9 protein-coding genes are annotated in these 12,854 nt (G+C 72.9%); 4 read left to right on the top strand and 5 right to left on the bottom strand.

Annotated features, from left to right (window positions below; all coding sequences use genetic code 11):
* The 3 genes from ABZ896_RS49130 to glpK form a co-directional block, all read left to right on the top strand.
* Positions 1-731, top strand: a 731-nt coding sequence (locus tag ABZ896_RS49130) for a GGDEF domain-containing protein (protein ID WP_360944763.1), incomplete at its 5' end; no start/stop codon positions are given.
* Positions 732-1,253: 522 nt separating this feature from the next.
* Entirely contained in the window at positions 1,254-1,979 is a 726-nt protein-coding gene (locus ABZ896_RS49125; RefSeq protein ID WP_360944760.1) for an MIP/aquaporin family protein, read from the top strand.
* A gap of 79 nt (positions 1,980-2,058) precedes the next feature.
* On the top strand, positions 2,059-3,570 hold the full coding sequence (glpK, locus tag ABZ896_RS49120) for a glycerol kinase GlpK (protein WP_360944757.1): 1,512 nt from the start codon (positions 2,059-2,061) through the stop codon (positions 3,568-3,570).
* An 80-nt stretch (positions 3,571-3,650) separates the two neighbouring features.
* Here the strand turns inward: glpK and ABZ896_RS49115 are convergent, their stop codons facing one another.
* From ABZ896_RS49115 to ABZ896_RS49100, 4 genes are all read right to left on the bottom strand, one after another.
* The gene (locus tag ABZ896_RS49115; protein WP_360944754.1) at positions 3,651-4,256 is read right to left on the bottom strand and encodes an ATP/GTP-binding protein; all 606 of its coding nucleotides are present in this window, start codon (positions 4,254-4,256) and stop codon (positions 3,651-3,653) included.
* Positions 4,257-4,368: 112 nt separating this feature from the next.
* Positions 4,369-4,764, bottom strand: coding sequence for a DUF742 domain-containing protein (locus tag ABZ896_RS49110; protein ID WP_360944751.1), 396 nt, complete (start codon positions 4,762-4,764; stop codon positions 4,369-4,371).
* Between the two features lie 9 nt (positions 4,765-4,773).
* Positions 4,774-5,211 carry a roadblock/LC7 domain-containing protein gene (locus ABZ896_RS49105; RefSeq protein WP_360944748.1) on the bottom strand — a complete coding sequence of 146 codons (438 nt, stop codon included), beginning with the start codon at positions 5,209-5,211 and terminating at the stop codon, positions 4,774-4,776.
* Positions 5,208-8,534 carry a nitrate- and nitrite sensing domain-containing protein gene (locus ABZ896_RS49100; protein WP_360944745.1) on the bottom strand — a complete coding sequence of 1,109 codons (3,327 nt, stop codon included), beginning with the start codon at positions 8,532-8,534 and terminating at the stop codon, positions 5,208-5,210. Before ABZ896_RS49100 ends, ABZ896_RS49105 begins: the two co-directional genes overlap by 4 nt.
* A 412-nt stretch (positions 8,535-8,946) precedes the next feature.
* On the opposite strand from ABZ896_RS49100, the gene ABZ896_RS49095 reads away from it, so the two are divergent.
* The gene (locus ABZ896_RS49095) at positions 8,947-9,468 is read left to right on the top strand and encodes a hypothetical protein (RefSeq protein ID WP_360944742.1); all 522 of its coding nucleotides are present in this window, start codon (positions 8,947-8,949) and stop codon (positions 9,466-9,468) included.
* Positions 9,469-9,475: 7 nt separating this feature from the next.
* Here the strand turns inward: ABZ896_RS49095 and ABZ896_RS49090 are convergent.
* Positions 9,476-12,854, bottom strand: a 3,379-nt coding sequence (locus ABZ896_RS49090; protein WP_360944739.1) for a hypothetical protein, incomplete at its 5' end; no start/stop codon positions are given.

Here is a 12,854-nt window from a genome sequence, read left to right as displayed (position 1 = left end):
CCTGGCGGGTCTGCTCATCCTCTTCAGCCCGGCACAACGCCTGTTCTACTCGATCGTCGGCGTCCTGTGCTCCATGGGACCGTACGTCGGACGACGTGGCCGTGGTCGACCGGTACGGCCGGTGCGTGGGCGTCGTACGGCTCGCGGATCTCGTGCGGGCGCTCAGTGAGACGCGGGTGGAGGAGGCCGCCGGGCTCAACCCGCTGACCCGGCTGCCCGGTTCGGACGCGATCACCTCCGAGGTGGACCGGCGGATCGCGGAGGGCCGGACCTTCGCGCTGAGCTGGCTGGACGTCGACCACTTCAAGCAGGTCAACGACGGGGCAGGGTTCGCGGCGGGCGACGAGCTGATCCGCGCGGTGGGGCGGACGCTCGCGCAGTCGGCGACCGGCGCCGCGCGCGTGGGCCACATCGGTGGCGACGACTTCCTGGTGCTGGCGGGTCCGGAGGAGCTGGTGCCCGTGGCGGCCGCCGTGCTGGACGCGCCCTGGGCGGCCGGCGGGCGGCCTGTGACGCTGTCCCTGGCGACCGTGGTGTGCCTGCCGGGCAGTGTGACCGACCACCGGGAGGCGGCCGCCTGTCTGGCCCCGCTGAAGAAGGCCGCGAAGGCCCTCGGCGGGACGAGTTGGGTCGTGGGGCGGGCCGGCCTGCCGGGGCACGAGATCCGGCGCGGGTCGGGGGCACCGAGTGCTGCGACCGGGTATGCGGTGGCGGAGCCGGGGAGGGGCTGAGCGGGAACGGGAAGCCGGGGATGCCTCGGCCCGTCGTCCCGAGCGCCGAGCGCCGAGCGCCGAGCGCCGAGCGCCGAGCGCCGAGCGCCGAGCGCCGAGCGCCGAGAACAGCATCGGTTGGGCCGACCGTCCGCGCCGTAGGACATGCCGCCCTACGCCACGCACCATCCCCCGCACCGCCCTCCCCCGAGCGCCATCCACCCCGCGCCCCCACCGCTCCGCCGACGCCGTCGTCCCAACCGTTCCCGTCCGCGACCTTGACGCTCCCCGGGGCCCGGTGAACACTTCCGGTGTCAGTCGACATCGCCGTACATTCCCGGCGTCTCCCGGCACTGCGCCACGGGCTCCCCCACGAGTCAGGGCCCACACCCCCCCCACGGGCGATTCGGCTGCGACGGCACGCTCGTCGCGGACGCCGGGCGGGGCGCGGGACTCTCCCTGCCCTCGGCGGTCCGCCAAGGGAACCGCACCCTGCACGGAGGACCGGGGTCGAGCGCCCCGGGCCAGGGCCTAGGAGCCGCCATGAGCAACGGAGACGTATTTCTCGGTGAGGTCATCGGTACGGCGATTCTGATCCTCTTCGGCGCCGGCGTGGTCGCCGCCGTCGTACTCAACTACTCCAAGGCGAAGGACGCCGGCTGGGTCGTCATCGCCTTCGGCTGGGGCTTCGGCGTGCTGGCCGGGGCGTACACCGCCGCCCCGCTGTCCGGCGGGCATCTCAACCCGGCGGTGACCATAGGGATCGCCGTCGACACCGGGGACTGGGAGCAGGTGCCCGTCTACATCGCCGGGCAGATGGTCGGTGCGATGCTCGGCGCGGTCCTGTGCTGGCTGACCTACTACGCGCAGTTCCAGGCCAACGCAGACGAGGAGCTCGCCCAGCCCACGCTCGGGATCTTCTCGACCAGCCCCGCCATCCGCAATCCGGTGGCGAACCTCGTCACCGAGATCATCGCGACCGTCGGACTGGTGCTGCCGATCCTGGCCTTCGGGCTGACCAAGGGGCTCGGGGAGTCCGGTACCGCGGTCCTCGTCGTGGCCTTCCTGGTGGTCGGCATCGGCCTCTCGCTCGGCGGGCCCACCGGGTACGCCATCAACCCGGCCCGTGACCTGGGCCCGCGCATCGTCCACGCCCTGCTCCCGATCCCCAACAAGGGCACCTCGGACTGGGGTTACGCGTGGATCCCGGTGGTGGGCCCGCTGATCGGCGGGGCGCTGTCCGGGCTCATCTTCAACGCGGCCTTCTGACCGCCCGCGGCCTCCCGATCCACCGCAGCCTCCCGAAGTTCTCCCGAAGTTCTCCCGACGGAACGACGAAGGGGACGTCATGACGGACAAGTTCGTCGCCGCTATCGACCAGGGCACCACCTCAAGCCGCTGCATCGTCTTCAACCAGGACGGCGCGATCGTCGCCGTCGACCAGCGCGAGCACCGCCAGATCTTCCCCAAGCCAGGGTGGGTGGAGCACGACGCCACCGAGATCTGGTCGAAGGTGCAGGCGGTGGTCGCGGGAGCGCTCGCGAAGGCCGGGCTGCGCGCCGACCAGCTCAGCGCCCTCGGCATCACCAACCAGCGCGAGACGACGGTCCTGTGGGACCGCGCCACCGGCAAGCCGGTGCACAACGCGATCGTCTGGCAGGACACCCGCACGGCGGCGCTGACCAACCAGCTCGGCGGCTCGGACGGCCAGGACCGCTTCCGCGAGCAGACCGGGCTGCCGCTGGCCACCTACTTCTCGGGGCCGAAGGCGGCCTGGCTGCTCGACAACGTGCCGGGACTGCGCGCGCGGGCCGAGAACGGCGAGATCGCCTTCGGCACCATCGACTCCTGGCTGATCTGGAACCTCACCGGCGGCACGGACGGCGGCCGGCACGTCACGGACGTGACCAACGCCGGGCGCACCATGCTGATGAACCTGGAGACGCTCCAGTGGGACCAGTCGATCCTCGACGCCATGAGCGTGCCCGACGCGGTCCTGCCCGAGATCAGGTCGTCCTCCGAGGTCTACGGCACCGCGGTCGGCCAACTCGCCGGCGTACCGGTGGCGTCCGCGCTGGGCGACCAGCAGGCGGCGGTGTTCGGACAGGCCTGCTACGACGTGGGCACGGCGAAGAACACGTACGGCACGGGCTCCTTCCTGCTGCTCAACACGGGCAACCGGCCGGTCCCGTCGAAGAGCGGGCTGCTGACGACGATGGGCTACAAGATCGGTGAGGAGGCACCGGTCTACTGTCTGGAGGGCTCGATAGCCATAACGGGCGCGCTGGTCCAGTGGTTCCGGGACCAGCTCGGCATCATCCGCGACGCCGACGAGATCGAGCCCCTGGCGGCGAGCGTCGAGGACAACGGCGGCGCGTACATCGTGCCCGCCTTCTCCGGTCTGTTCGCGCCCTATTGGCGCTCCGACGCGCGCGGTGTCGTCACGGGCCTGACGCGCTACGTCACCAAGGCGCACCTCGCGCGGGCCGTGCTGGAGGCGACGAGCTGGCAGACGCGTGAGGTCGTGGACGCCATGTACCAGGACTCCGGAGTGCAGATCACCACCTTGAAGGTGGACGGCGGCATGACCAAGAACAATCTGCTGATGCAGCACCAGGCGGACGTCCTGGACGTCCCGGTGGTGCGGCCGAAGGTCTCCGAGACCACGTGCCTGGGTGCCGCGTACGCGGCCGGGCTCGCCACGGGCGTGTGGAACGACCTCGACGAGCTGAAGTCCCACTGGCAGAAGGACGTCGAGTGGACGCCGGACATGGAGGCGTCCATCCGGGACCGCCAGTACCACAACTGGCGCAAGGCCGTGGAGAAGAGCTTCGGCTGGGAGGAGGACGGCGAGAGCTAGGCACGCGCGCGTGCGCGTCGCCGGACGACCGCGGCCCGTACCCCTGTCGGCGGGGGTACGGGCCGCGCCCCTGTCCTGTCTCAGGTGGTGACGGTCTGGCGGTGCCGCGCCGAGTACGCCATGGCGTGCTGGACGACGCCGACGAGGACGTCCTTGACCGACTGCCGGTCGCGGGCGTCGCACAGCACGACCGGTACGTCCTCGTCGAGGTCGAGGGCCTGCCGTACGGACTCCTCGGGGTAACGGACCGCTCCGTCGAAGCAGTTGACGCCGACGAGGAAGGGGATGGAGCGCCGTTCGAAGTAGTCGACGGCGGCGAAGCAGTCCTCCAGGCGGCGGGTGTCGGCGAGCACGACCGCGCCGAGCGCGCCCTCGGAGAGCTCGTCCCACATGAACCAGAACCGCTCCTGGCCGGGCGTGCCGAAGAGGTACAGCACGAGGTCGTCGCGGAGGGTGATGCGGCCGAAGTCCATGGCCACGGTGGTGGTGCGCTTGCCCTCGACACCGGTGGTGTCGTCGACCGGACGGCCGGCCTCGGTGAGCAGTTCCTCGGTGCGCAGCGGCCTGATCTCGCTGACCGCGCCCACGAAGGTGGTCTTGCCCACGCCGAAGCCGCCGGCCACCAGGATCTTGAGCGTGACGGGTTCGACCGGGGACTTGCCGCGCTCAGAACGCCCGAAGATCATGTGGTCTCTCCTGCTTGCTCGGCACCGTGTCCGCGGGCTGGTTCGCGCCTCTGCGGATGGTCTCGACGATCGGTCAGATCATATCCACAGGACGGGTGTCGCGCCCGAACGGTCACAGGGCCCTGAGGCCGTTGATCACATCGCGCAGGATGCTCTCGTCCACGAGCTCGGCGGGCGGCACGGGCCGGTTCACATGGACCCACTCGGACTCGACGAGATCGCCGACGAGGACCCGTACGACACCGATCGGCAGGTCGAGTTCGGAGGACAGCTCGGCGACGGACTGGGGGGTGTCCCGGCACAGGCCGACGATGTCCACGTGCTCCGGGGAGAGGGTGTGGTCGCCCTCGGGGTCGCCGTCGTGCTGTTCGGCGACGACCACCGCGATGAGGTCGAGGCGGTGCTGGCCCGTGCTGGAGGTGCGCCCGCGCGTCATGGCGTACGGACGCACGACCGGCCCGGCGTCGTCGTCGAACCAGTGGCTTCTTCCCTGACCGTCTGTGCTCATGCCATCTCACTACCCGCCCTGAGGCAGATCGGTGCGCGGAGCGGCACCCAGATGCACACCGACCCGCTTGACCAGGAGGGTCATCTCGTACGCGACGAGGCCGACGTCCGAGTCGGCGTCCGAGAGGACCGCGAGGCAGCTGCCGTCGCCGGCGGCCGTCACGAACAGGAAGGCCTCGTCCAGTTCGACGACGGTCTGCCGGACGTTGCCCGCCTCGAAGTGCCGGCCGACGCCCTTGGCGAGGCTGTGGAAGCCGGAGGCCACGGCGGCGAGGTGTTCGCTGTCCTCGCGGGTCAGGTCCTTGGAGACGCCCGTGGGCAGGCCGTCGCCGGACAGCACGAGGGCCTTGCGGATGCTCGCGACACGGTCCACCAGGTCGTCGAGGAGCCAGTTGAGCTCCCCGGACTTGCTGTTGTCGCCGTGGCCGGTCGCCTGCGGTGCGGTCATCGACCGTCCCCCTTTGTCGTTCGTTGTGGTGCTGTGCCGCCTTGCGTGTCGTCGCCGGCGGCGTTCTCCTCGCGGCCGCGCTGCCAGCCGCGCTGGAGCGATGCCATACGGCTGCGTACCTCGTCGGCGTCCCGCTCGGCGGGCTCCGCCTGCGGCTTCGTACGCGGCACGGGGCTCTGCTTCAGCTGCGGCGCCAGGCTGGCCTGCCGGACCCGCCTCGGCAGCGGGGCGGTGCCCGCGGAGGCGTCCTGGGCGCCGGGCGCGGTGCCGCGGGACGGGCCGCCGGGGGTTCCCCCACCGGGCAGGCCGCCCGAGGCGCCGTGCGCGAGACCTCCGAGGGGCTCACGCGCCGAGCGACGGGCCGATCCACCCGCGGAACCACCGGGACCGCCAGGGGCTCCGGAGAGGCCGCGAGAGGCGCCGCCGAAGGCCTCGTACAGGCTGCCACGTGTTCCTCGCGCCGAGCCGCCGGCACCGGGGCTTCCGTGTGCCGCCGCGGGGCCCACCGCGCCGTGACTCCCCTGCGCCGGACCCATCGAGCCCGAATCCCCTTGCGCCGCCGGACCCGTCAGGCCCGCATCCCCACGCCCATCGGAACTCCCGTAGGCCGCCGTGTCCCCCGGGCCCGACCCTCCGGACGCTCCCTGCGACGGCTCCCCCAAGTCCGTCCGTACGACGCGGCCGGCCGTGTTGCGGGAGTGGTCGCTCCAGCCAGGGCGTCCGCCGATGACGGGGGCCTGGTCGGTCGGGTCAGGGGCGGTGTCGGTGTCCGGGAAGGGACTGGCCGCGTCGGAGACGCCCGTGCCGCTCGACGCGATCTCCGCGCGCCGGGTGCGCCGGGGCAGGGCCGGGGCGTCGTGCGTCATGCCCGTTTCGTGGTCCGAGGCGGCCGGGGAGTCGGTCAACTCGTCGACCCGGTCGGCCAGTCCGGTCCCCCGGCGCAGGTGCGCGGCACCGCGCCGACGGCTCGGCAGGGCCGGGGGCTCCGACCAGGAGGGACCCGCGCCCACCGGAGGCGAGGCGGCCGCCGGTGTCTCCTCGGCGTCCTCCCGCTCCGGCCGGTCGTCGGTGACCGGACGCCCGTGGGAGCTGACGAGCTTGGGGCTGCCCAGGCGGGGCAGCGGCACCGGCGGGTCGAGCAGGTCGTCGCGGCCGGCCGCGTCGGTGCCGTCGATCTGGGTGAGGGCGCGGCGCGGGCGGAACAGTCCGCCGTGTTCGCCGTCCTCGTCCTCCAGGGCGTTCGGGAAGTCGCTGAGGGCGTCCAGGTCGACGGGCGCCTCCAGTTCGACCGGGCCGTCGATGACCGCGGGCGGCATGCCGGGCAGTTGGGCCGGCACCTTGGTGAGCCCGTTGCGATGCGCCTCCTCCAGCTCGGCCTCCTTGGAGGGGCGGGGCCGGTCCAGGCGGAAGCCGATGCCATTGGTGTCCGGGATCTCGTCGGTCAGCAGCGCGTCCGGGATGAAGACGACCGCGGTCGTGCCGCCGTACGGCGAAGGCTGGAGCGAGACGCGGACGTTCTGCCGCTGGGCGAGCCGGCTGACCACGAACAGGCCCAGCCGGTCGGTGTCGGAGAGCTCGAACTCCGGTGTCTCGGCGAGCCGGAGGTTGGCGTCGAGGAGCGCGTCGGCGGCCATGCCGAGTCCGCGGTCGTGGATCTCCAGGGTGAAGCCATTGGCGACCCGTTCGCCCAGGACCTGGACGGCGGTGTGCGGCGGCGAGAACACCGTGGCGTTCTCCAGGAGTTCGGCCACCAAGTGGGTGAGGTCGGCGACGGCCGGACCGGTCACGGCGACCCTGGGCAGCCTGCGGACCTCGATGCGCTCGTAGTCCTCGACCTCGGCCACGGCCGCGCGCACGACGTCCATGAGCTGGACGGGTTTGCGCCACTGCCGGGAGGGGGCGGCACCGGAGAGGATCACGAGACCCTCGGCGTGTCGGCGCATACGGGTGGTGAGGTGGTCGAGGCGGAACAGGTCGGCGAGTTCGTCGGTGTCCTCGGTCCGGCGCTCCATGGTGTCGAGCAGGGTGAGCTGCTTGTGGAGCAGGACCTGGCTGCGGCGGGCGAGGTTGACGAAGACCTCGGAGACTCCGGCGCGCAGCTCGGCCTGCTTCACGGCGGCCTCGACGGCGGCGCGCTGGAGGGTGTTGAGGGCCTGGCCGACCTCGCCGATCTCGTTCTTGTCGAACTCCAGGCGCGGGACCTCGGTCTCCACGTCGACCTGTTCGCCCACCGAGAGGCGGCGCATCACGCTGGGCAGCCGTACTCCGGAGGCCTCGTGGGCCTCCAGGCGCAGTTGCCTGAGGTCGCGGATGAGGGTGCGGCCGACGCGCACGGAGAGGACGAGCGAGAAGAGGATGGCGATCAGGCCGAGGAGGCCGACGGCGGCCGCCTTGACGATGACGCCGATCGCGTCGGGGCGGACCCGGTCCTGGTAGCGGTCGCCGGCCTGGTCGTCGAGCTTGGCGAGTTCGTCGAGCACGTTGCCGGCGGCGGTGTCCCAGTTCTGGGCGCTGACGTCACCGGTGGTGCCGGGTTCCGCGGTGGCGACGGACTGCTCGGCGGAGCGCAGCGGCGCGGTGCCCGCGTTCTTCCAGAACCGCTCGTAGCGCTCACGCTCGCTCGACGGGAGCACGGGCAGGTTGACGTCGTACAGGAGGGTGCGCTGGGCGACCAGGTCGGAGATGTCGCGGATCTCTACGCGGTCCAGCTTGCCGACCACCAGGGCGGAGCCGAGCAGGGCGTCCTCGCGGGAGAGCAGCTCACGCGCGCGGGTGATGTTCACCAGGGCGCGGGCCTGCTTGTCCAACTCCACGCTGTCGACGCCGTCGAGGGTGGCGAGTAGCGCGTAGGTGGGGTCGACGAGGCGGTTGTACAGGTCGAGGGCCTGGGTACGGGTGACCGTGGCCTCGTCGACGCTGCGGCGCAGTGACTCGATGCCGTCGAATCCGTCGAGGACGGCGGTCAGGCGCTCGTCGTCGTCCTGGTCGAGTCCGTCGCGGACATCCGGATTCTGGGCGTTCTTGCGGAACTTGGTGAGGGCGTCGTCGGTGGCGTTCCGGGTGCCGCGCAGTGACGCCAGGGCGTCCGAGGCACGTGGGTCGGCCAGGTAGACGAGGGTCTGGCGGCGCTCCTGCTGGAGGACGCGCACGGTGTCCTCGGCCGGGTAGCCCAGTTTCTCGACCACCGCGGACACCTGGAACAGCCGGGCGACCTCGCGTCCCGTGAGTACCGTGGCGAAGCCCCACACCGCGATCAGGGACACCAGCGGCACGAGAAGCAGCGCCACGATCTTCCGGCGGATCGACTTCCCGCGAAAGCGCATGGCCTCCCCCAGCTCGAACCCCCGCCGGCCGGGGGTACACATGTGCGTCAACAAACGCCGCGAGCCTACTACCGACGCACCCGTATCTCGAAGCTCCGTCCGGAAGCCGAACGTCCGCCTCGGTGACGAGACATGAGGAGTTGTCCGCTCATTGCGGGAGATTGCCTCCAGCGCCCCGGTGGTCCGCGCCGGACCGCATCCGATCGCCGCAGGTGGGGGGTTGGCTGGATTTTTTCGTTTCTTTGATGTCCACGGGGAATCTTGAAGACGTCTTGTTCGTCCTTCTCTTCGGGAAATGGCGGCGGATTCGGCCACAGGAGCCGCATCCGCAACCGGGCGGCGTAAAACAGCGCAAGCCGGGCAGCCACAGGGAAGCCCTGTCCACCAGGGACGGGGTGAGGGGCTGCCGGCGGTGGGGAGTGACACGGTGATGGGCACGGCGGAGCGGCAGAAGGCGCCCGAACAGGGCGTGGAGGCGCCGGTTCACGACATTCCGGCGGGGGCGCGGGCGGCTGACGCCCGCAGATCGGCCCCCGAGGAGTCGTACCGGCCATTGTGGGTCGAGGAGACCGCGCGTCGGCGTCGGCTGCCCGATCCGGTGCGGACCTCCGCGGTGCGCGCGGTGCTCATCATCGCCGTGACGCTGATCCAGGCGATGGTCGCGTTCCTGTGCACCATGGCGGGGTCCTGGCTGGCGTTCCCGATGGTCATCAGCAGCGTGGCCAGCACCGTGGTGGCCACCTGGGGCGCGGTGGACGTCTGGGTGACCCGCCAGGTGTGGAACCAGCGCCATGGCGTGGTGTCGGTCCCGAGCAGCACCGCGCGTGCCCTGCGGCGCGAGCGGCGCAGGGCCCGTCGTCAGGAGCGGGTCGCCGCGCGCGCCCAGGAGCGGATACGGCGCCGGGGCGGCGCGGGACAGCTGTCGCACTCCTGACAGAGCATCAAGAGGCGTTCGGCGCGGGCCGCTTGAACATCCGCGTGGCGGTGATCTCGCTGTGCCCGGCCTCCCCGGCCTGCGGCTGCTGCGGCAGCCCGGGCCGGAGGTGTTCCTCCACGCTGATGTACTTCAGACCCGCCCTCAGGTCGGCGTCGTTGCGCAACCGGATGACCAGCGGGAACTCCGCGAGCGCCGTGGTGTCGAACAGGCCGGTGGTGTAGAGGAGTTGCACCCCGAGCGCGTCGGAGACGGCCCGCTGGAGCTCCAGCAGGTAGGTCGCGTTGGCGCGGCCGATGGGGTTGTCGAGGAAGAGCGTGCCGGCGTGCCGGTGCTTGTCCCTGCCCCGGTCGTTGGAGCGCAGCGCCGCCATCGTGCAGTAGAGCGCGATCGCCGCCGTGAGCAGCTGGCCGCCGGAGAAGACGTCGCCCATCTGCCCGACCGGCACCCGCTCCGCGCGCAGGACGGCGTCCGGCTTGAGGATCTCGACGGCCACACCCTTGGGCTGGAGCGCCGCGGCAACTCCCCGCAGCAGCAGGGACATTCCGTCGCGCCGCAGGTCGGAGTTCTTCTTGACGGCCGCGCGGGTGGCCTCGTCGACGACCTCGCCGAGCCGCTCGGTCAGCGTCGCCTGGTCGGGCTCCTCGAAGCGGATCCGCAGGAACTCCTGCCCGGACCACTCGCCGAGCCCCTCCGGCAGCCGGGACAGCCGCTGGGCGGACCTGAGGGTCGCGAGCGCCGACTCGACGAGTCCGCGCAGCCGGTCCACGATCGAGTCGCGATTCCGCTCCAGTTGCGCCAACTCGTCGGTGAGGACCCGCAGTCGGGGCGCGAAGGCGTCCGCCCACTTCTGCGCGTGCTCCGGGAGCGAGGAGGCCGGCAGCTCGCGGATCTGCTGCCGGGCGGGGGTGCGGACCTGCTCGTACCGCGTGGAGTTGGCGTGCCGCACCAGCACGTCACTGGCCTCGCGCACGGCGGCCTCGGCGGCGGAGAGGTCGGCGACGCAGCCGCGCAGCGAGCGGCGGGCCTCGGCGGCGGACTGCCGGGCCTCCTCCGGACTGCCCGGATACGGCTCCTGCTCCTGCTGCTCGTCCTCCGAGGCGTGCTCGCGCAGCAGGTCGCGCAGCATCGCGGCGATCTCGTCGAAGCCGCCCGCCGCGTCCTCCGCGGCCCGATGGGAGTCGAGCAGCTCGGCGTGCGCCTCCCGGGCCTGGCTCAACGCCTCGGTGCGGGAGGCCAGTTCGGCGGACGCGGTGCGCAGCAGCGCCTGTGCGTGCTCGGCGTCGCGCGGCTGAAGCTCCTCGGCCAGCTCGGTGTGCGTCTCGCCGTCCTCGGGCGCGTGCCGCTCGGCCTCGCCGCGCAGCCGCCCGAGCTGCTCGCTGGCGCTCGACATCCGCGTCTCCAGGAGCTGCACCAGCTCCTCGGCACGGGCGGCCGCGGCCTGCCGGGAGGGACCGTCGGAGCCGTCGGGCGACTGGAGCAGCTGCTCCGCGCGCGTGCGGACCTTGTTGCTGAGCCGTTCCAGCTCCGCGAGGGCCGCGCTCTCGTCGCTCTCCGCCCGGGCCTGCTCGGCCCGCAGATCGGCGCCGACGCCGACCTTCTCGTAGACCTGCGAGGCGGCCCGGTAGGCCTCCCGGAGGGCGGGCAGCGACGACTTGGGATCGGCCGAGTCGTCCGCCGGTACGTCGTCGGGGGCGCCCGCGATCTCGGAGCGCTCGGCGCGCAGCGCGCGGGCGGTGCGGCGGGCGTCGTCGGCGCCGCGCTGGGCGGCACGGCGGTCCTCGTCGGCGGCGCGGGCCCGCTCCAGGCAGGTCTGGGCGCGGGCCTCCGACTCGGTGGCCTCGTCGGCCAGTTCACGGAGCTTGACCTGCCAGCCGGCCCGCTCACGCAGCCGGAAGGCGAGCCCGGCGAGCGCGTCGGCGGCGCGCCGGGCCTTCTGGGCCGCCTCCTGGCGTTCGTCACGCAGCCGCGTGGCCTCGGTGGCGGTCTCGTCGGCCTCGGCGCGGACGGTGCGGGCCTCGGCCAGTTCCGCCTCGGACTCCTCGGCGAACGCGCGCGTGTCCTGGGCGGCCTGGGCGAGTTCCACGAGCCGCCCGGCCGGGCAGCCGGTGCGCCAGGAGGAGAGCCGGGCGGCCAGTTCACGGTCCTTGCCGAGCCGGGCGGCGAGCGAGCGGATCTCCTCGTCCCGCTCGGTGGCCCGGGCGCGCAGCGCCTGCCGCTCCTCGTCGGCGGCGTGCTCGTCGTGCATGGCGGGGTTCGGCGGTACGAGGAAGACGTCCCCGTCGCCGGAGGCGGGGGCCGGGGTCGGCGCGAGCAGGGCGGCCGCGGTGCCGACGGCCACGGCGGACCGCGGCAGCAGCGCGGCGTCGTTCAGCGCCTCGCGGGCACGCGCGTGCGTGGCGGGGTCGGTGATGATCACGCCGTCGACGAGTTCGGGCCGGGCGGCCAGCACGCGCGCGTGGTCGGTGGGGTCGACGGCCTGCGCGAGATAGCGCCAGCCGGGCAGCGCGGGGATGCCCTGCTCGCCGAGGAACTCGACGGTGGCCAGCACGTCCGGGCCGGGTGGCAGCAGCCCGCCGTCGCCGAGCGCTCCGAGGATGCGGGAGTCGTCGGCGGCGGCGGTGCGCAGTTCGAAGAGCTGGCGTTCGGCCGAGGAGACGGCGTCGTCGAGGAGTTCCCGCAGTTCGTCGGCGAAGCGGTCGAGGTCCTCGGGGGTGAGCGCGCCTTCCTGGGCGCTCTCCCCGTCCGCCGGGTCGTGCCGGGGCCTGGGGACCGCCTGGCGGGTGCCGGTCAGGCTGAGCAGCTCCGCGAGCCGCTCCTCGCCCGCCAGCGCCTCGGCGAGCCGGCGCTCGGCCTCGTAGGAGCGCGCGGCGGCGGTGGCCGCGTCCTCCGCGCGGGCGGCCGTCAGCTCCGCGCGGGCCTCGGCGGAGGCCGCCTCGCGCGCCTGCTCGGTGGCCCGGTTCGCGGCCTCGCGGGCGGTGTCCCAGGCGGCCACGGCCGTCTTCTCGGCGTCGCTGGCGGCGAGGGCGGCCCGGGCCGGGTCGGCATCGGGCGCGCTGTCGTCGAGCCAGCCCGCGCGGACGGCCTCGGCGGTCTCCTGCTCGACCTCGCTCAGCCGCTGGCGCAGATGCCCGATCTCACTGCGGGCGCGCTGTGCCTCGGTGGCGGCCGAGGTGGAGTCGCGGTAGGCGGCCTCGCCGACCTCCTGGAGCGCGGCGGAGCGCTCCTCGCCCTCGTTGGCGAGGTTCTCGGCGTTCTCCGCGGCCGCGTGCAGGGCCCGTACGAGGTCGACGGCGGTTCGCGGACGAGGCGTTCGGACGGCACGGGCGGGTGGACGTCCTGGTGACGGCGGGGGCGATCGCCCCGCACATGGCATCGGCAGCTTC

The sequence above is a fragment of the Streptomyces sp. NPDC047072 genome (assembly GCF_040643855.1).
GTDB lineage: Bacteria > Actinomycetota > Actinomycetes > Streptomycetales > Streptomycetaceae > Streptomyces.
The sequence above is the reverse complement of the archived record's forward strand: the minus strand, read 5'-3'. Positions and strand labels throughout refer to the sequence as shown.